Consider the following 19,728-nt stretch of genomic DNA (forward strand, 5'->3'; position numbering starts at 1 on the left):
CATTTGAACCAACAGGATGGATATGCTTCATAACAGCTCCTCACCTTAATCCAATTAGAGACTACGTTTGATCAATGCCACAGTGATCTACAACGCAGATGCTGCCGCCATCCATGTCATAGTCGCAGTAATCGTATGCACCACAGCCATCTGCTTTATCATAAACAGTACAGATGTCAGTAATGCCCAAGAGGCAGTCAAAAGACATCGGCTTCACGCCTGCCTCGTCGCCACTTCCTGGATTAATCGGATGAATATGCTTCACGACTACCTCCCTTTGAGTGCAGAAAAACCTCAATATTGTGTATAACAAACCAAGATGTCTAGTTCACCATATTTCTAGAATGGTTTCGGCGAACGTAGCAATAAGCTTCGCAGACGGTAATCAGAAGAACGAACACCTCCACAATGGTGACAGCAATGCGCTGAACCGCTTATTCCGATACAGTAGCTTCTCGTTGATTTTTCTCCTGCGAAGATGAGTGGCGGGAAATAAGGTCAAAAGCCATCTCGTAGCACATTTTTCTATATTCACATGATGCAGGGTGTAGACTCTTGGGCAAGTAGCCGTGCTCGTCTGCAGCCTCCCAGCTACAGCCCCCACCACAGAAAGACCGAGCCCAACAGTCCGTACAGTCAATTCTTTTTTCGACACCCTGACTCCAGTTTTCAATATACCTAGTTTCGTCAATTCCGGTGACGATGTTGCCCATTTTGAATCGCATCATCCCGACAAACCTGTGACAGGGGTATACGTCCCCTTCGGGAGTCACGGAAATAAAACGCCTGCCAGCCCCGCATCCGACAAAGGCGATCCTGTTGCTCATAATCAAATCAACTGCAGTTTTCAATGTTCTAAACAAGGGCTTTTCCCCTTGATCAATCTGTTTGAGATATTGATCCGCCAAATCTATTAGGCCCGCCCTGATTTTGTTTAATGAGTGTTCGTCGAGTTTGATATTCTCATCGAATGAGCTCACGGGCGAGAAGTAAATCCTTCTGAAGCCCATCTCTTTAAACTGAAGATAGTCTTCAACAAGGTTACAGTTATTATTTGTTAAGGTCGCTCTTGCGCCGAAGGGGAACGACTCGGAAAAACGACGAACGTTTTTGTCGATATCGGAGAAAGAGCCGCCTCCCGTCTTGTACGGGCGCGATGCATCGTGCTTGCATCCTGTACCATCGAGACTAATCAGAACAGAAAACCCGTGCTCCTTGAAAGAATTCACAGCAGTGTCATTCAAAAGCGTTCCGTTGGTCGTAATAGAATAGGTAAAGTTTCTATTGGGGTATATTCTTTTTGAATAGTCGACCGTTTTCCATATCAGCGGCTCGTTAATCATGGGTTCCCCACCAAAAAAGACGATCGCAAGCGTTTCGTTTTCCGATGAACTTGCGACGAGGTAGTCGACCGCCTTGAAGGCTATCTCGTCTGTCATCAGCAGAGGAGACGTTCCATAATCTCCTTTACCGGCAAAACAGTAACTACAACCAAGGTTGCATGCATGTGAAACGTGGAGTTCGATGGATCTAAGTTTTCGAGGCGTGTCTTTTGTTAAGAAAGTCCGCTCAGACAATCGTTGATACTCATCAATGTCGTCTTCAAGTTCTGCTATGGTCGTTTGGTCGTAGCCTTTCGCAGCAAGTGACTTTGTTAGCAACTTCGAGTTGACCGTTCTTCCCGATGCTTCAAATATGCGAAGCGCATCTTCTGATGCTTGGTCAACCTGAAAGCAATTGCGAGTGACCTCATCGAAGCAGTAACGACGATCACTTACTGAGAAAAAAATGCATACGTTCCTCAATTTCATGCTGGACTGGCACTAACCTTGTTTATTGTTGCGCAGCTATAAAAAACCACCAGCGGGGATTCGGTGTGCGGCCCAATCGGACTCCCAAAAGGTTCTATTTGAGACTGGCAAGCTTTGTGTTGTTGGCACTTCGACAGCGCTCTTTATTCCAACATGGAGCCTCGCAGTTTGAGTCGACTTGCCTCTGGAAGGTCCGATCTTAACTTGATTTAGGATGAAAACAGATTACAGGCGCGCTCCTCTAGAAAGAAAGGAAACCAATCGCCGCCTTTCACCAGGAAAGTTTTTATAGCCCACCTCGAGCAAAATGAAAGATGCGAGAGCGATTGGGGAACAACGCGAATCTCCCCTTTTGGGTGGGAGCGAGCCTTCAGCCACCGGCGAACGACTCGCCCTGGTCAGAATCTGGAAGTGGTGCCGGGCCGCTTGGGCCTCCCCGGTGACTTCGTGGGGCTTACCTGCCTGACGTCGAGGAGTACATCCGCAAGATTCGTTCCCTATGCCGTTTGCTCTCACGCCCGCCTTAGTTCCAAGTCGGGCGAGCCGCCGCGCTCATGCGACCCGTGGCGGCGACACGTCGACGCCGCGCTCGCTGAGCACATCTTCGGTCGCGGGCGAGCACGAGGTCGCGCCGGCGCATCCGCTGGGACTGCTGTGCGTGCAAAACGGCTACGTGGTGAGCGTCCCGCGCTGGATTCAGCCGAGTGAGGAAGGCGTTGAGATCGGCGCGCTGGCAACGGGGGAGGGCGGCATCACCGACGACGTCTCGGCCCGCCATGCCCATATCTGGTGCGACGAGTCTGGCGCATGGTTTGTCGAGGACCTGTCGTCCACTAACGGCACCGTGGTGGTAAACGGGGCCACGAGTGTGTGTATTCAAGTAGAGCCCGGCCGCTCCGCCCAGCTCAACCCCGGCGACGAGCTCAAACTCGGCGAATCCACCACCTACGCCATCCTGCTCGGCGCCCTCTAGCCGGCAGTTAGGGACGTTCCTTTCCTGCCGGTACTTGGGGACACTCCTTGGCGCGTCAGAGCCAGTCGTCCGGGGATGGAGGGACCATTCTGGCCTTTGGCGGTCACCCGAGGTAAACCTTTACCGCCCGCCTATATTTGTCGAAATTACACTTAACGGCGGGGTACAATAAACCCGCATGCGGATTTCCGTTGCGGGCGCTTCCCATCGCCGGGGCGTGCCCGGGAGCATCCGACATGCGGCCTTTGCGGCGCTCGGTCATGTGCAAGACGGGTAGCTGGGCTTGTGGAGCGCGTGCAGCCCTCCTCGCCTCGGCATGCCTTCTCTCCACGCCATGTACCTGCTGCTGAGTCCGCCTGCCAGATGATTGGAAGCAACAGCGAAAATCCCATCACGCCAACATCCCGGCGATCGCCGGGGCCTGTATACCTATATGAGAGGAGAGGGGTATATGGCGCGTAAGTTTAAGTCTATGGACGGCAACGAGGCGGCCGCATATGTTTCGTATGCGTACACCGAGGTAGCGGGAATTTATCCCATTACGCCGTCCAGCCCGATGGCCGACCATGTCGACCAGTGGGCGGCCCAGGGTCGCAAGAACATCTTCGGCACCCCGGTCAAGGTCGTCGAGATGGAGTCCGAGGCAGGTGCAGCCGGTACCGTTCACGGTTCGCTGGGCGCCGGTGCTCTGACCACCACCTACACGGCTTCCCAGGGCCTGCTCCTGATGATCCCGAACATGTACAAGATCGCGGGCGAGCAGCTCCCGGGCGTCTTCCACGTCTCCGCGCGTTGCGTCGCTTCGCACGCCCTGAACATCTTTGGTGATCACTCCGACGTCATGGCCTGCCGCCAGACCGGTTTCGCCATGCTCGCCGAGGGCAACGTCCAGGAGGTCATGGACCTCTCGCCGGTGGCTCACCTTGCCGCCATCGAGGGCAAGACCCCGTTCCTTAACTTCTTCGACGGCTTCCGCACCAGCCACGAGATCCAGAAGGTCGCCATGTGGGACTACAAGGATCTGGCCGAGATGTGCGACATGGACGCCGTCCAGGCTTTCCGCGATCACGCGCTCAACCCTGAGCACCCGCATACCCGCGGTAGCCACGAGAACGGCGATATCTTCTTCCAGAACCGCGAGGCCTGCAACAAGGTCTACGACGAGCTTCCCGCCGTCGTCGAGGGCTACATGAAGAAGATCAACGAGAAGCTCGGCACCGATTACGGCCTGTTCAACTACTACGGCGCTCCCGATGCCGACCGCGTCGTCGTGTGCATGGGCTCCTTCTGCGACGTGCTCGAGGAAGTCATCGACTACCTCAACGCTCACGGCGAGAAGGTCGGCCTGGTCAAGGTTCGCCTGTTCCGTCCGTTCTCCATCAAGCACTTTGTCGACGTTCTCCCCGAGACCGTCCAGAAGATCGCCGTCATGGACCGTACCAAGGAGCCGGGTTCCATCGGCGAGCCGCTCTACCAGGACGTCGTCTCCGCTCTCTACGAGGCCGGCAAGACGGGCATCAAGGTCGTCGGCGGCCGCTATGGCCTGGGCAGCAAGGACACGCCTCCCGCGTCCGCGTTCGCTGTCTTCGAGGAGCTCAAGAAGGACGAGCCCAAGCGCGAGTTCACCATCGGCATTGTCGATGACGTGACCAACCTGAGCCTGCCCGAGGCCGAGGATGCGCCCAACACCGCAGCCCCCGGCACCATCGAGTGCAAGTTCTGGGGTCTGGGTGGCGACGGTACCGTCGGCGCCAACAAGAACTCGATCAAGATCATCGGCGACCACACCGACAAGTACGTCCAGGCCTACTTCCAGTACGACTCCAAGAAGACCGGCGGCGTCACCGTCTCGCACCTGCGCTTTGGTGATTCCCCGATTCGCTCGCCGTACTACGTGACCAAGGCCGACTTTGTCGCCTGCCATAACCCCAGCTACATCGTTAAGGGCTTCAAGATGGTCCGCGACGTCAAGCCGGGCGGCACCTTCCTGGTCAACTGCCAGTGGAGCGACGAGGAGTTCGCCGAGCACATGCCCGCCGTGGCCAAGCGCTACATCGCGAACAACAACGTCAACGTCTACCTGATCGACGCTATCGACCTGGCCGCTAAGGTCGGCATGGGCAAGCGCACCAACACGGTGCTCCAGTCCGCCTTCTTCGCGCTGGCCAAGGTCCTGCCCGCCGAGGATGCCCTGCAGTACATGAAGGACGCGGCTACCAAGTCCTACATGAAGAAGGGCCAGGCTATCGTCGACGCCAACCACAAGGCCATCGATGCCGGCGCTACCGCCTTCCGTAAGTTCGAGGTTCCGGCCGACTGGGCTACCGCCGAGGATGCCGCTCCCGTCGAGCTCTCCGAGGAGACCAAGTCCGCTATCGCCCAGCAGGTCAAGAACCTGCTCGAGCCCATCGATCGCATGGACGGCGACAGCCTGCCTGTTTCCGCCTTCGTCGATTGCGCCGACGGCCAGTTTGAGCTGGGCGCCTCCGCATACGAGAAGCGCGGCGTCGCCGTGGTCGTTCCCCACTGGGACGAGACCAAGTGCATCCAGTGCAACCAGTGCGCCTACGTGTGCCCGCATGCCACCATCCGTCCGTTCGCGATGACCGAGGACGAGGCCGCCGCCGCGCCCGAGGCTACCCGCACGCTCGACGCCATGGGCCCCAAGGCCAAGGGCATGAAGTTCACCATGGCCGTGTCCCCGCTCGACTGCATGGGCTGCACCAACTGCGTCAAGGTCTGCCCCAAGGGTGCCCTCGAGATGGTTCCCACCGAGCAGGAGATGGACCAGCAGCCCGTTTGGGACTACATGGTCGAGAACGTCTCCGAGAAGAAGGAGCTCATCGCGGCCAACGTCAAGGGCAGCCAGTTTAAGCAGCCCTACCTGGAGTTCTCCGGCTCCTGCGCCGGCTGTGCCGAGACCGCCTATGCACGTCTAGTGACCCAGGTCGCCGGCGACCGCATGTTCATCTCCAACGCCACCGGCTGCTCCTCCATTTGGGGCAACCCCGCTGCCACCGCTCCTTACTGCAAGGACAAGGACGGTCACGGCCCGGCGTGGAACAACTCCCTGTTCGAGGACAATGCCGAGCACGGTCTGGGCATGGCTGTGGGCTACGAGGCCGTTCAGCACAAGCTGATCGCCGCTACCCAGGACATCATCGCTGCCGATGGCCCGTCCGATGAGCTCAAGGCCGCTGGCCAGGCTTGGATCGACTCCGTCAACGACGCCGAGGCCTCCAAGACCGCTGCCGCTGCTTACGTTGCCGAGCTCGAGAAGTGTGGCTGTGACGCTTCCAAGGCAATCCTCGCCGACAAGGCTTACCTCACCAAGAAGTCCTTCTGGATCTTCGGCGGCGACGGTTGGGCCTACGACATCGGCTTCGGTGGCCTGGATCACGTCCTGGCTTCCGGCCACAACGTCAACGTCTTCGTCTTCGACACCGAGGTGTACTCCAACACCGGCGGTCAGGCCTCCAAGGCCTCGAACCTGGGCCAGGTCGCTCAGTTCGCCGCTGCCGGTAAGGTGACCAAGAAGAAGTCCCTGGCCGAGATTGCCATGAGCTACGGCTACGTCTACGTGGCGCAGGTCGCCATGGGCGCCAATCCGGCTCAGACCCTCAAGGCCATCCACGAGGCCGAGGCCTACGACGGTCCGTCCCTCATCATCGGCTACAGCCCCTGCGAGATGCACTCCATCAAGAAGGGCGGCATGCAGAACTGCCAGGCCGAGATGAAGAAGGCTGTCGAGTGCGGTTACTGGAACCTCTTCCGCTTCAACCCCGAGGCTGCTGCCGGCAAGAAGTTCTCGCTCGATTCCAAGGAGCCCGCGGGCGGTTATCAGGAGTTCCTGATGAACGAGGCCCGTTACGCTTCGCTGACGCGTTCCTTCCCCGAGCGCGCCGAGGAGCTCTTCAAGGAGAACGAGCAGGCCGCTATGGACCGCTACGCTCACCTGCTGAAGCTCAAGACGGTGTACAACGAGGCCTAAGTCTCTCACCGCAGGATCTGAGGGCTAACTTTCGCGGACGTCCTCGGACATGAAAGAACCCCCGCTGCGCACTGAACTGCCTCCCATTTCTTGGACATGAGAAATGGGAGGCTTTTTATGCGTGTCGACTTGAGGGTGAAGCACGACATCGAGGCCAGGAAGGCGGCGATCGGGCTCTTCGAGCGAGGCCACGGCTCCGAGTCGGCGGCGAAGGCGCTGTCGGTCCCGCGCGACACCGTGAGACAATGGCTCTACGTATACCGGTCGTTCGGAAGCGAGGTGCTGCTATCCATGGACGGCAAGCAGGCCAGGTACACATACGAGCAGAAGGTCGCCGCCGCCTCGGCCGTGGTCGACGGCGGCATGAGCAAGCGGGACGCCATGGAGGCGTTCGGGGTCATGTCCTTGGCGCCGCTCAAGAGATGGTGCGCGCTCTACCGCGAGGGCGGCGCCGAGGCGCTCAGGCCCAGGCCCAAGGGCCGGCCGAGCGGTTCCAAGGCGAGGCCGCGGACCCGCGAGGAGGAGCTCGAGGAGCGCTGCCGAAGGCTCGAGACCGAGGTGGCCTACCTAAAAAAATTGCGTGCCCTGGTCGGGAGGGACGGGCTCTGACCAGGGCGAAGGTCGAGGCCGTGAGGGTCCTGCGCGAAGAGGGGCACGGGCTGGGGCGCCTGCTGGAGTGCGCCGGCATGGCCCGGTCCAGCTACTACTACGCGCTGTCGCACCCGAAGGCTCCCACCAGGCCCGAGCTCTGGGAGGCCGCCGCCGAGATATTCTCGCGCACGGCCAACGGGTGCGGCCACAGGCAGATCGCCATGTGCCTGCGCGCCGAGCGGGGCGCGCGCATAGCCTACAAGACCGTGCTGAAGATGATGCGCGAGATGGGCATCAGCTGCGGGATTCGCCGCGAGACCGACTACCACAGGTACAACTCGTACAGGGGCAAGGTCGGAAAGACCTTCGAGAACGTCATCGGGCGCGACTTCGCCGCCGACGGGCCGTGGGAGAAGATGGGCACCGACGTCACCGAGTTCAAGCAGCCCTGGGGCAAGGCCTACTTCGCGCCGGTCTACGACTTCGGCAGCAAGGAGATCGTCGCCTGGTCCACGTCGCTGCACCCCAACATGGCTCAGCAGCACGAGCTGCTCGACCAGCTCGTGTCCAGGAAGCCCAAGGGCTCCAGGCCGATCCTGCACTCGGACATGGGCTGGCAGTACCAGCAGGCCGGTTGGTGCAGGCGGTTGGAGGAGGCCGGCGTGGTGCAGAGCATGTCCCGGAAGGGCAACTGCATCGACAACGGCGCGACGGAGCAGGTGTTCGGCCACATCAAGGACGAGTTCTTCCGCGGAAGGACGTGGCCGGACTTCGAGTCCTTCAAGGCGGACCTCGACGACTTCGTGGTCCATTGGAACACGAGGAGGCGCCAGGTTAAACTGAAGGGACTGACCCCGGAGGAGTTCCGGAGACAGTCCCTTGCGGCGTAGTTCTTATTTAAGCCGTCCAAGTTTTGGGGCGCAGTTCACACTACGTGCGGCGGGGGTTCTTTCGTCCTGCGGAGTGTCCGCGAAAGTTAGCCCTCAGATCCTGCTACGACTACGTCCTCGGATTGTGTGGGCTGATGAAGGACGTGGTTGAGAGGGCCTTTTGTCCCGGTCGCTGTTTCGCGCTTTGCGCGAAACCTCGCGTTACTTTGGGGAAGGGCTGAGGACGCTGTTGTGTGCGTCTTCAGCCCTCTGATTTTTACTTTGGGTCCCTGTGCGGGACTTTGTTGGTTTACCTTGTCTCGCCGGACTCGGTGCGTAGGCGGTAGCCGTGGACGAGGTCGCTGATGGCGGGCCAGGGAATCTGGCGGTCGACCCAAAACTGGAGCTGGACCAGGTAGCGCTCGGTGGCTCGGGTGAGGGCTGCGAATTGCTCGTGAGACTCTACCTGCGCGTAGAGGTCGCGGCTGTGGGCGAGGATGGCGGTTGTGTCGTCCATTTTGCCGGTGACGTCGAAGGCGCCCGAGAACCAGTCGCACAGGCGGGCTGCGCTGTTTTTGAGGGTGGCTAGGTCGGCGGTGCCGTCGTTGGCGTTTTCGTTGGCCTGGGCTCGCAGGAGCGAGAGGGCGTCGGCGGCGTTCATGCAGTAGCCGACGGTGAAGTTCCAGACTGCGAATTCGCGGCCGGTGTCGAGTTTGCGGCGGCGCATGTAGTCGATGTCGCGCGGCTCCTCGAGCATCATTTGGTCGGCGAGGGCTTCAAGCGAAGTGGCGTACTCGGCAAGGTCGAGTGTGAGCAGGGTGTTGATATCCATCATGGCTAAGCCTCCGCTTCGATCTCGACGATTTCGTTTTTGATGTACATGCCCTGGTTGTCCCAGACGTTGCGGCAGGCGGCGGCAAAGCGCTCGCGGTCGGCCTCGCAGATGCGGGCGAACATGTCGCAGGTGCCAAAGGGCTCGCACACGTCAAAGAAGATACAGACCGACGACCAGCCGCCATACCAGCTCACGGCGCCTGCCGGCTCGTGAAAGACGGGATTCTCGATGTGCTCGTAGTTGGCGATGGGGCCCGATACGGGATAGGTCACCTCGGTATCGCAGACCTTGGCCGAAAAGATGCGCGATTCCACGGGGCAGGACGCCTCGAATAGCTTACATGTCTCGGGCGCTTCGTCCCAAAGCATGTCGGCGAGAAACGTCTCGTCATTCAGCGTGATCTTGAGCATTTTTGTCATAGGTAGGACCTCCTCAATCCGTCGCTCAAGGGGTTCGCTGGCGGATAAAGGAGAAGACAGCCACGGGGTCGCCGAACCCAAACTTCACGACAGATAGCTGTCGCCCCAGCCCGTGCTGTACTCGGCTAAAGTATCATGCCGTAGACGTGAAAGCAATATCTTCGTTTGATTTTTCGTAGCACAGGGAGATAGCGCGGTCAGCCATTGTTCGTCCGCCGCGCGGCAAGGATGTCTTGGCTATTCCTTTTGATGGATGAAAAGCCCCTTGTTTTTGCAGGGGTGCATACTCGTCTTATAAGTGCATAGAATCTCGTATAGTGCGAGTAAGATTTTGCGCTGTCCGTTTTGTGTTTAGCAAAGATATAGTTTGCATAATCTGGTCTAATCCCTGCTCTATTTAAATAAAGTTGCACGTAAATGGCGTAGATATGCGTGAGCTGGGGTTCTTTACGCTGAGCGGGTAAAAACGACCGTTCACCGTTCAACTATTTTCAAAATGAATAAAATGAGGGATAACAGGAATATAAACCTTAATAAACTCGCGTATCGCACGGACACGAGTTATTAATGGGTTGTAGGCCTTTTACAGAAAGGATTCCAGCAATGTCTAAGCCTCTTGGCAAGCCCGATCGTATTGTCGTCGCCCTCGGCGGCAACGCCCTCGGCAACAACCCCGTCGAGCAGATCCAGGCCGTGAGCAACACCGCCCACGCGCTCCTCGGTCTTATCGAGCAGGGCAACGAGATCATCATCACCCACGGCAACGGCCCGCAGGTCGGCATGATCCAGAACGCCTTCGCCGCCGCCCACGACGCCATCGGCACCCCCGAGATGCCGCTGCCCGAGTGCGGCGCCATGTCCCAGGGCTACATCGGCTACCACCTGCAGCAGGGCATCGGCCGCGAGATGCACAAGCGCTATAAGCGTTGGCACGCCGCCACCGTCGTCACCCAGATCGAGTGCGATCCCGACGATCCCGCGTTCAAGAACCCGACCAAGCCGATCGGCCCCTTCTACACCGAGGAGCAGGCCAAGGAGTTCATGGCCGAGGACCCCTCCAAGGTCTTCGTCGAGGATTCCGGCCGCGGCTGGCGCCGCGTCGTCGCCTCCCCCGATCCCAAGAAGATCGTCGAGGCCGACTCCATCCTCAACCTGCTCGACAACGAGTTCATCGTCATCGCCTGCGGTGGCGGCGGCATCCCCGTCGTCCGCGACTACGAGAACAAGGGCTGCTACAAGGGCGTTCCCGCCGTCATCGACAAGGACCTGGGCGGCGAGCTGCTGGCCGAGGACTGCGACGCCGACGTCCTGTTCCTGCTGACCGCCGTCGAGCACGTCGCCATCAACTTCGGCAAGCCCGACCAGGAGGAGCTCGAGGACATCACCGCCGACGAGGCCGAGCGCCTGGCCGACGAGGGCCAGTTCGGCAAGGGCTCCATGGAGCCCAAGGTCCGCGCCGCCATCAAGTTCGCCCGTTCCCGCAAGGGCCGCACCTGCATCATCGGCGCCCTGGACAAGGCCGCCGAGACCATGGCCGGCCTCTCCGGTACCCGCATCCACGAGTAGTCTCTACTCTGTTGCCTCTCTCGTGGGCGCCAAGCAAAGCGCCCACAAACTAGCCTCTCTTCATGAGCCCCGCAGTCCGCTCCGACTGCGGGGCTTTTGCTCATATGACCCAATCCGCTGTCAAGAGCCACAATGGCCCCGCCGACCGCTTGCAATCGGTCGGCGGGGCCTGCCGTTAACCCGTCCCGGTCCGCCCCCGGCATGTAATCGACGCCTTCGGCTCAGTCTCATATCCGCGGATACCGTTCTGTCGGCCCGCACTCCATTCCTTCGGCGGGGTTCCCCAAGTCTGTCGAGGCGCATGCGGAGGGCTCCGCGCGCACAGCGAAATAGGGGGTATCCCCGAAGGCCGCCCGGCTCGCCGGGACGGGGGCCATGTCTATTCCGCGCCCTCCCGGCACATCATGCCGAGGGCCCAGAGCCACCTCACGAGCTCGGCCGCGGTGGCCGCGTTGGCCTTCGCCGCGGGCATGCCGCGGGCGAGCATCTCCTCGCGCCGCCGCAGGAGCCGCTCGGACCCCTTCCTCCCGTGCATCCTTATCTCGAGGGGCACGCCCGTGTCCCTTGGCATGAGCTTCGGCTGGTGCCGTGCCGCGGCGTAGCACCATGAGCCCTCAACGGCCAGCTTCCTCACGAGCGCGTTGCCCGCACCGCTGATGCCTCCGAGCCGCACGGAGTCGCCACTCGACCTCTGACTCGGCGCGAGGCCGAAATAGGCCGTGACCTGCCTTCCGGAACGGAACCTCGTGAAGTCGCCGACCTCGGCCGAGAAGGCTGCGGCCAGCGCGAAGGCGCAGCCCTTGATCGACTGGAGGGCGGCCACCTCCGCGGCGATCGGGCCGGCATCCACGGCGGCCCTGTACTCGGAGAGCAGGTCCGCCCGGGCCTCCGCCGCGGCCTCGACCTCGTTCCTCAGGGCGGCGAGCGCCCGAACCCCGCCATCGTCCTCCGGCCTGACCTTGTCGAGCCACCTCAGGAAGTCGTAGGCCCAGTACTTCCTCGGGTTGCCGGCGGGCGTGGTGCCGCCGTAGACGAACCCCCGCTTTGCGAGGAAGGCGAGCAGCCGCTGCTTGGCGGTCGCCAGGCGCGCGGTCGCCCCGTCGTAGGCGCCGGCGAGGTCCCTGATGCCTTCGACCTCGGGGGAGGGGACCCATACGGGGGAGATGTCGTGGGCGAGTATCGCCTTGGCCATCCTGGCGGCGTCGTTCCTGTCGTTCTTGGAGGCCGAGTCGGCGGCCGACCTGGGGATCTTCGAGACCGCGGCGACGACGCACTCGATGCCGAGCCCGGCGAGCTCCCTTTGCGGGGCGAAGCCGAGGTAGCCGCTCTCGTAGGCCGCGAGCGACGGCCCGGGGAACCCATCCATCCACCCGGCGATCTCGCCCCAGGGGTTGCCGGGGAACCTCCTCGTCACGGCCTCGCCGGTGTCCGCGTCGAGGGCGCAGACGGTGGTCGACCTCAGGTGGACGTCCATCCCGAACGCGGTAGAATACTTTGGCATGGGAGCCTCCCAACCTCGTTGCGGCGCGGCTGCGCCTATGGCACTTCAACATCATTGTCGCAGCCCCGACCCGCGGTCACGAGCGGGGGCTCCTATCTTTTTAGTGCCCTCGGATTGGGTCATAGTGTCTGTTGAGGCGTGAGCATATGGGGGGCGGGCAAGATCCAATTTGATTAGACGCTCAGATCGTGAGACGCCTGGAACCAAACGATGACTCCCAGAATCCTAATTCGGCGTTTGTCCAGCACAATATCCGGTTCCGATGTGCGATATGAGTGGGATGAGAGCATCACGGTGTTTGTGCCGGTGCTATAACGCCGTATGACGATTCTCGAATTATCGGCCAAAGCGAGGACGGAGCATCCGTTCCAGGGTTTCAGACTGGGATCCACGAGGAGATGAGATCCAATCGGATAGCATTTGGACATGGCGGACGTGTCCATTTGAACAAAGAAGCACCCGCGATGTTTCTTGAATACGGATGAGGGAAGCGCGGTTGTTCCGGTTTGTTTAAGTCCCGTTCTGCCTCCATTCATCTGGATTTTAAATACATCGCAAAGGGAATCAGTAATAACTTCTCTGGATTCCCCCTTCCGCTCCTCGTGGTCGAGCCTTGCGGCTAGCCCTGCGGTTTCAGATGTGAGGTCATCGAGCTGCAGGTTAAATTTCGATACTATCTTGAGCAACGTTGAGCGGCGGATTGCATAGCGGTCCTTTTCCCAGCGGCATACCGTTTCTTTGGAGACGCCGATGAGTGCTGCGAACTCCTCCTGCGTTAGCTGGTCGCGCTTGCGAAGCGCCTTTATGTTTTGACCCGTTCCCATGTTATGAAGCGCGGACGAGGGGAAGGCAGAGGCAGTTGGGACCGCCAAAGCCGTTTGTCAGCTCGAAGATAGAGATGGGGACAAGTTCAATACCTGCCTGCTCCAGCGCTTTGTTGGTTTCGGCGTTTTCTTCGTAAACGCAGACCTTGCCGGGCTCCAAACAAAGGGTGCTTGTGGCATTGTTGGACCTTTCGACCTCTGCCGCTCCGGGATTTGAGCCACCGCAAGGGATAAATTGCAGCGAATTTGAGCCCAAGGCCAATCTCAACGCTTCTTTCAGTCCGCCTTCGACATGGCTCGCCCGGGTTGTCCTTTCCGATCTGCCCCGTGTGATGCGGTAGACCCGCGCTTGGTCGAGAAGTTCACGGGCAACGAGGAATGTCTCGTAGCCAACGCGAGTGAAATATGTGTCGAGATGAATGCAGAGGTCATCGTAGGGGACCTGAATGGCCCATACGGACTCAATAGTCGAGTTCTCATCCCAGAGCAAGTTATTCGCTAGAGTGTCTATCGCCGCCGGCTCGGTTCGCTGGGAGATTCCAACGGCTACGTTTTCGCTGTTGAGGTTGTGCAGGTCGCCGCCTTCAATGTGGAAAGTCGATTCATGCTTGAAGAACTGGGGAGTCTCGCGGAAATCCGGGTGATACGTAAAAATCGTTTTATAGGCGATAACCTCACGGTTGCGCTCTGGCCAGTACATATGGTTGAGCGTGACACCTTCGCCGATGACGCTTGCCGGATCGCGAGTGAACCACATGGTGTTAAGGGGGCTTACGAGAAGGTCGTCAGGCGAGTATGCATCGCCCGTCAGCTTTGCGAGGCTGAATACCTCCTTATCCGTATCGAAGACCTGGGAGTAGCGGATGCCATTGACCGCTGCTTGAGCCAGAGCACGGGGGCCTTCGATGCGCTCGAGATACACGCGAATGGCAGATTCGAGCTCAATGCCTCGCGCGCCGCATTCTGAAATGTAGCTATCGATAAAAGAGTGACGCGCCCGCTCTGTCGCATCAAGGGCTTCGGCAAGAAGGTTTTCAAGATAGAGAATCTCTACCCCTTCGTGCTCGAGTATTGCCGAGTAAGCATGATGCTCCCTAAGAGCCTTTTCAAGATCAAACGAGTTGCTAGAAGGGCGCAGCGTAAAGACTTGATTGAACTGCCCGTCGGGGTAGTTGCACGTTTCGGGGCCGGGACAGTGCAGGAGGACCTTTTTTAGCTTTCCTATTTCGTTTTGAACATGCAATGCGGACATGTGACCTCGCTTTGGCGGTGAGTATTTATTGCTTCCATAGTGGCACATTACGAGTTTGTTTCAATTTACATCATATTTGTCACAGGCGAATGGCACGAACCGGTTTAGTAATTGACGCTAACCATCAACTTGTAAAGATAATTGACAAATTACATCAATCTGTAATCCGTTTACGGGTCGATGCCCTTCGTTGGCGGGCGCTGGGGCGGAAGGGTGCTTTGCGCGATGACACAATGGCTTTGCCGGCAACGAATAACCCCTGAATTAAGGAGGAGAGATGGCAGAGACAGAAAAGAAGCGTGCCTTTCGAGTCCCGCACGTATACACCATCATTCTCGTCTTGATGGCCGTATTTGCCGTTTTGACCTGGGTCGTGCCTTCGGGTTCGTTTGAACGCCAGGAGGTTAACGGCCGCGAGGTAACAGTTTCGGGCACCTATGCGCCTGTCGATAAGGTCTATACGGACGAGGACGGCAACGAGGTTGATCTTCGCCAAGGTGTCTTCGAAGTGCTTGAGGCTCCTGCGATCGGTATCCAGCAAGCGGTCGAGGTCGTTGCGTTCATTTTGATTGTGGGAGGTTCCTTCCAGGTCATCACGGCGACCGGAGCCATCACGAGCGGCGTTGCTCGAGTGGTGAAGAAGTTCAAGAGCAAGGACGTCCTCATCATCCCGATCCTAATGGTGCTCTTTGCCTTGGGTGGCAGCACCTTTGGTATGGCAGAGGAAACGCTTCCGTTCTTTGCGATTCTTATGCCGATCATGATGGCCATGGGCTTCGACTCAATTACGGCGTTCATGACGGTGTTTGTGGGCGCCCGTATCGGATACATCGCATCTACCGTCAATCCGTTTAACGTTCTGATTTCTCAGGGCATCCTCGGCATCCAAGGCAACCCTCAGCTTTGGCTGCGCACTATCGCCCTTGTCGTGCTTACTGCGGTTGGCGTCGCATGGGTTGTAATGTATGCCCTCAAGGTTAAGAAAAACCCCGAAGCATCCCCCGCTTTCCACGATGATATCGAGAAGCGAAAAGAGTTTGGCGCGGACGAGAATCTCCTCGATAGCGAGTTCACCGCTAGGCAAAAAGCCGTCATGGTTATTTTCGTGCTTGGACTTGGCGCTATCATTTGGGGCCTGGTAGCCCAGGGCTGGTACATGAACGAAATCTCTGCGATTTTCTTGGCCATGGCCCTTCTTTCGGGTGTTGTTTCCGGGATGAATGAGAAGGAAATCGCCGGCGAGTTCGTTAAGGGAATTGCAGACTTCGCGTTCTCTGCCATCGTTGTTGGACTTGCCCGCGGAATCCTCGTAATCGCCAATGACGGCCTCATCATCGATACGATTCTCAATACGCTCGCCACGGCTCTCACTGGAGTTCCAGCCGTTATCTTTACGAGCATCCTCTATGTCGTGGATAACCTTCTGTCGATCCTCGTTCCGAGCTCCTCGGGCATCGCTGCTCTTACGATTCCCATTTTCGGCCCGCTTGTTGAGCTGATGGGCTTAAACCCCGAGGCTGCAGTTACTGGTCTTTCCATGGGCAGCGCGGCCATGTCTCTCATTTCGCCAACAAGCGCGATGCTCGTTGCCGGTCTTGGCGTCTGCAAGATTCCGCTTGGCCAGTGGTGGAAGGTCGCTTGGAAATTCTTCCTGGTCGTAAGCGTTATCTGCATGGCATTCACTGCGGTTTCGGGTCTTATCCCCCTGCCGTAAAAGCAAACCCCATATACAAGTTGTGAGAAAGAAGGATAGAGATGAACAAAGGTCTGAACGTTCATAGCGAGATTGGCGCCCTTAAGAAGGTGTGCGTCCATCGCCCCGGTATGGATCTTGTAAACATGAAGGCGGAGGATTTCGACCGCGTCTGGATTCATGACGCGTTCTATTTGGACTATGCCCAGAAGGAGCACGATCAGTTTACCGACCTTCTTCGCGGCGCTGGTGCCGAGGTCGTCTATATGGAAGACCTGGTTGCCGAGACGTTCGATAAGGTCGAGGGCGCGCGTGCTCAGTTCATGGGAAAGTTCATGGATGAGTCGGGTATCAAGAACGCTGCTCTTCGCCAGGCGGTTGTCGAGAAGCTCGATTCCATCAAGGACAACAAGGAGTTTGTCCTTACGGCTATGGGCGGACTGTATGTACGCGACCTCGAGATCCCGCATGTCGGCGGCTCTCTTGCCAGCCTGGACGGCGACGAGCTGAAGGGCGACGACATGGTTCTCTTCCCCATGCCCGCCTCGTATTTCTCCCGTGACCCCTTGGCCGTCGTGGGCAAGGGCGCTACCATGAACCGCATGTACTGGAATCAGCGCAACCGCGAGGTAATCTTCTACGAAACGGTGCTCCGCAACCATCCCGATTACGCCGGTAGCCCCATCTGGTACGACCACAACAGCGAGTGGCATATTGAGGGCGGTGATATTCTCAACATCAACGCCAAGACGCTCGCCATAGGTATTTCCGAGCGTACCCAGACTGCGGCCATCGATGAGCTCGCCAAGAATATGTTCTGGGGTTCTGATGAGGCCGAAATCGAGAACATCTATGCCATCAAGATTCCGCACGGCTATGCCTACATGCATCTCGACACCGTTTGCACGCAGGTCGATCGTGATAAGTTCACGGTTTACCCCGGCATCTACCAGACGCTTCGTGCCTACCGCCTGACCAAGGGCGATACGGAGGGGGAGGTACGTATCGAGGAACTCGAGGGCACCCTGCAGCATATCCTCGAGCTTGCGACGGGTATGGACCACATCACCATGATTGAGTGCGGTGGTGGCGACCCGATCGAGGCTTCTCGTGAGCAGTGGAACGATGGTTCCAACACTCTTGCGGTCGCGCCGGGCAAGGTCTGCGTATATGAGCGCAACGTTGTCACCAACGATGCCCTTTACAAGGCCGGCGTCGAGCTGCTCGTCGCCCCCTCCGAGGAGCTTTCTCGCGGCCGCGGCGGCCCGCGCTGCATGACCATGCCGTTCTGGCGTGAGGAAATCTAACCAACGCTAGCGTATCTGGGCGGCGTTCGCATCCGCGTCGCCCATCCCTTCTTGTTTGTCCCAACAATCGAAAGGACTCAAATCATGTCTCTGAATATTTCTGGTCGAAGCGTTCTCACCCTGCTTGACTTCACGTCCGAGGAAATCGAGTACATGCTCGATCTGGCTAAAAACTTTAAGGATATGAAGCGCGCCGGTTATCCGCACCGCTTTCTCGAGGGCAAGAACATTGTTCTGCTGTTTGAGAAGACCTCTACGCGCACACGCTGCGCCTTCGAGGTCGGCGGTATGGACCTGGGCATGGGCGTAACCTACCTCGACCCCGGCTCGTCGCAGATGGGCAAGAAAGAGTCCATCGAGGATACCGCCCGCGTGCTCGGTCGCATGTATGACGGTATTGAGTATCGCGGCTCCGACCAGTCGATCGTCGAGGAGCTTGCCGCCAAGGCCGGCGTTCCCGTCTGGAACGGTCTGACCAATGAGTACCATCCCACCCAGGCCCTTGCCGACATTCTTACCATGCGTGAGGAGTTTGGCGACACGCGCGGCATGAAGCTCACTTACATGGGCAAGGAGCAGGGCAATGTAAGTGACTCCCTTATGGTCATCTGTGCCAAACTGGGCATCAACTTCTGCTCCTGCGGGCCCAAGGGCGACGTCGAGGGCGCTACGCATTTTGACCCCGAGCTTCTTGAGCGCTGCCAGGAGATCGCCGCTCAGAATGGCTGCACGATCCAGCTCACTGAGGATATCGATGAGGGCGTCAAGGATGCAGACGTGATCTATACGGACGTTTGGGTCGGTATGGGCCAGGCTGAGGAGCTGTGGAAGAGCCGAATCGATCTTCTCTCTCCCTATCGAGTAACGCCCGAGGTCATGGCCAAGGCAAACCCCGGCGCCATCTTTATGCACTGCCTGCCGAGCTTCCACGACACGCAGACCACCATCGGCGCCGAGATTGCCGAGAAGTTCGGCGTGACCGAGATGGAGGTTTCCGACGAGGTCTTTGAGAGCGCGCAGTCTCGCGTGTTCCAGGAGGCCGAGAACCGCATGCATACCATTAAGGCCATGATGTACGCGACGCTTCGCTAGTAGCTGGGAAGTGAACGAATACTATGAGTAAACCGTACGGTAAGCCCGATCGTATTGTCGTCGCCCTCGGCGGCAACGCCCTCGGCAACAACCCCGTCGAGCAGATCGAGGCCGTGAGCAACACCGCCCACGCTCTCCTCGGTCTTATCGAGCAGGGTAACGAGATCATCATCACCCACGGCAACGGCCCGCAGGTCGGCATGATCCAGAACGCCTTCGCCGCCGCCCACGACGCCATCGGCACCCCCGAGATGCCGCTGCCCGAGTGCGGCGCCATGTCCCAGGGCTACATCGGCTACCACCTGCAGCAGGGCATCGGCCGCGAGATGCACAAGCGCTACAAGCGCTGGCACGCCGCAACCGTCGTCACCCAGATCGAGTGCGACCCCGACGACCCCGCGTTCAAGAACCCGACCAAGCCGATCGGCCCCTTCTACACCGAGGAGCAGGCCAAGGAGTTCATGGCCGAGGACCCCTCCAAGGTCTTCGTCGAGGATTCCGGCCGCGGCTGGCGCCGCGTCGTCGCCTCCCCCGATCCCAAGAAGATCGTCGAGGCCGACTCCATCCTCAACCTGCTCGACAACGAGTTCATCGTCATCGCCTGCGGTGGCGGCGGCATCCCCGTCGTCCGCGACTACGAGAACAAGGGCTGCTACAAGGGCGTTCCCGCCGTCATCGACAAGGACCTGGGCGGCGAGCTGCTGGCCGAGGACTGCGACGCCGACGTCCTGTTCCTGCTGACCGCCGTCGAGCACGTCGCCATCAACTTCGGCAAGCCCGACCAGGAGGAGCTCGAGGACATCACCGCCGACGAGGCCGAGCGCCTGGCCGACGAGGGCCAGTTCGGCAAGGGCTCCATGGAGCCCAAGGTCCGCGCCGCCATCAAGTTCGCCCGTTCCCGCAAGGGCCGCACCTGCATCATCGGCGCCCTGGACAAGGCCGCCGAGACCATGGCCGGCCTCTCCGGCACCCGCATCCACGAGTAGTCTCTACTCTGTTGCCTC

At 59.1% G+C, this 19,728-nt stretch carries 16 protein-coding genes; 9 read left to right on the forward strand and 7 right to left on the reverse strand.

All coding sequences use genetic code 11. The features are described from left to right. Positions 1-61: 61 nt before the first annotated feature. Together LCQ44_RS04165 and LCQ44_RS04170 are read right to left on the reverse strand one after the other, a co-directional pair. Positions 62-265, reverse strand: coding sequence for a hypothetical protein (locus tag LCQ44_RS04165; RefSeq protein ID WP_124785779.1), 204 nt, complete (start codon positions 263-265; stop codon positions 62-64). A gap of 169 nt (positions 266-434) precedes the next feature. Continuing rightward, entirely contained in the window at positions 435-1,811 is a 1,377-nt protein-coding gene (locus LCQ44_RS04170) for a radical SAM/SPASM domain-containing protein (RefSeq protein WP_117820989.1), read from the reverse strand. Between the two features lie 499 nt (positions 1,812-2,310). Here LCQ44_RS04170 and LCQ44_RS04175 point away from each other — a divergent pair, with 499 nt between their 5' ends. The 4 genes from LCQ44_RS04175 to LCQ44_RS04190 all read left to right on the forward strand — a co-directional run bounded on the left by LCQ44_RS04175 (position 2,311) and on the right by LCQ44_RS04190 (position 8,256). Continuing rightward, positions 2,311-2,784, forward strand: a complete 474-nt coding sequence (locus LCQ44_RS04175; RefSeq protein ID WP_055285289.1) for an FHA domain-containing protein — start codon at positions 2,311-2,313, stop codon at positions 2,782-2,784. Positions 2,785-3,235: 451 nt separating this feature from the next. Further along, positions 3,236-6,775, forward strand: coding sequence for a pyruvate:ferredoxin (flavodoxin) oxidoreductase (gene nifJ / locus LCQ44_RS04180; RefSeq protein WP_117646394.1), 3,540 nt, complete (start codon positions 3,236-3,238; stop codon positions 6,773-6,775). Positions 6,776-6,892: 117 nt separating this feature from the next. Continuing rightward, positions 6,893-7,384 carry a helix-turn-helix domain-containing protein gene (locus LCQ44_RS04185; RefSeq protein ID WP_225093191.1) on the forward strand — a complete coding sequence of 164 codons (492 nt, stop codon included), beginning with the start codon at positions 6,893-6,895 and terminating at the stop codon, positions 7,382-7,384. A 20-nt stretch (positions 7,385-7,404) separates the two neighbouring features. Continuing rightward, the gene (locus LCQ44_RS04190) at positions 7,405-8,256 is read left to right on the forward strand and encodes an IS3 family transposase (protein ID WP_263634064.1); all 852 of its coding nucleotides are present in this window, start codon (positions 7,405-7,407) and stop codon (positions 8,254-8,256) included. A gap of 289 nt (positions 8,257-8,545) precedes the next feature. On the opposite strand, the gene LCQ44_RS04195 is transcribed toward LCQ44_RS04190, so the two are convergent. Together LCQ44_RS04195 and LCQ44_RS04200 are read right to left on the reverse strand one after the other, a co-directional pair. Next, positions 8,546-9,070 (reverse strand): hypothetical protein, encoded by a 525-nt coding sequence (locus tag LCQ44_RS04195; RefSeq protein ID WP_225094138.1) that lies wholly within the window; start codon positions 9,068-9,070, stop codon positions 8,546-8,548. Positions 9,071-9,072: 2 nt separating this feature from the next. Then, positions 9,073-9,489 (reverse strand): DUF3830 family protein, encoded by a 417-nt coding sequence (locus LCQ44_RS04200; protein ID WP_225094139.1) that lies wholly within the window; start codon positions 9,487-9,489, stop codon positions 9,073-9,075. A 603-nt stretch (positions 9,490-10,092) separates the two neighbouring features. Between LCQ44_RS04200 and arcC (LCQ44_RS04205) the strand changes: the two genes are divergently transcribed. Next, complete coding sequence (arcC, locus tag LCQ44_RS04205; RefSeq protein WP_225094140.1) at positions 10,093-11,055, forward strand: carbamate kinase; 963 nt, start codon at positions 10,093-10,095, stop codon at positions 11,053-11,055. A gap of 379 nt (positions 11,056-11,434) precedes the next feature. Here the strand turns inward: arcC (LCQ44_RS04205) and LCQ44_RS04210 are convergent, their stop codons facing one another. The 3 genes from LCQ44_RS04210 to LCQ44_RS04220 form a co-directional block, all read right to left on the reverse strand. Continuing rightward, complete coding sequence (locus tag LCQ44_RS04210) at positions 11,435-12,556, reverse strand: IS110 family RNA-guided transposase (protein ID WP_225093737.1); 1,122 nt, start codon at positions 12,554-12,556, stop codon at positions 11,435-11,437. Positions 12,557-12,729: 173 nt separating this feature from the next. Continuing rightward, positions 12,730-13,380 carry a LexA family transcriptional regulator gene (locus LCQ44_RS10090; protein ID WP_225094141.1) on the reverse strand — a complete coding sequence of 217 codons (651 nt, stop codon included), beginning with the start codon at positions 13,378-13,380 and terminating at the stop codon, positions 12,730-12,732. Position 13,381: 1 nt separating this feature from the next. Further along, positions 13,382-14,632, reverse strand: coding sequence for an arginine deiminase (locus LCQ44_RS04220; RefSeq protein WP_225094142.1), 1,251 nt, complete (start codon positions 14,630-14,632; stop codon positions 13,382-13,384). Positions 14,633-14,909: 277 nt separating this feature from the next. Between LCQ44_RS04220 and LCQ44_RS04225 the strand changes: the two genes are divergently transcribed. The 4 genes from LCQ44_RS04225 to arcC (LCQ44_RS04240) all read left to right on the forward strand — a co-directional run bounded on the left by LCQ44_RS04225 (position 14,910) and on the right by arcC (LCQ44_RS04240) (position 19,710). Next, positions 14,910-16,346 (forward strand): YfcC family protein, encoded by a 1,437-nt coding sequence (locus LCQ44_RS04225; protein WP_225094143.1) that lies wholly within the window; start codon positions 14,910-14,912, stop codon positions 16,344-16,346. A gap of 41 nt (positions 16,347-16,387) precedes the next feature. Beyond that, on the forward strand, positions 16,388-17,632 hold the full coding sequence (locus tag LCQ44_RS04230) for an arginine deiminase (RefSeq protein ID WP_118273748.1): 1,245 nt from the start codon (positions 16,388-16,390) through the stop codon (positions 17,630-17,632). Positions 17,633-17,716: 84 nt separating this feature from the next. Next, the gene (gene argF, locus LCQ44_RS04235) at positions 17,717-18,724 is read left to right on the forward strand and encodes an ornithine carbamoyltransferase (protein ID WP_118273749.1); all 1,008 of its coding nucleotides are present in this window, start codon (positions 17,717-17,719) and stop codon (positions 18,722-18,724) included. Positions 18,725-18,747: 23 nt separating this feature from the next. Continuing rightward, the gene (gene arcC, locus LCQ44_RS04240) at positions 18,748-19,710 is read left to right on the forward strand and encodes a carbamate kinase (protein ID WP_225094144.1); all 963 of its coding nucleotides are present in this window, start codon (positions 18,748-18,750) and stop codon (positions 19,708-19,710) included. The last annotated feature ends 18 nt before the right edge of the window (positions 19,711-19,728 follow it).

The organism is Collinsella aerofaciens, assembly GCF_020181355.1.
GTDB lineage: Bacteria > Actinomycetota > Coriobacteriia > Coriobacteriales > Coriobacteriaceae > Collinsella.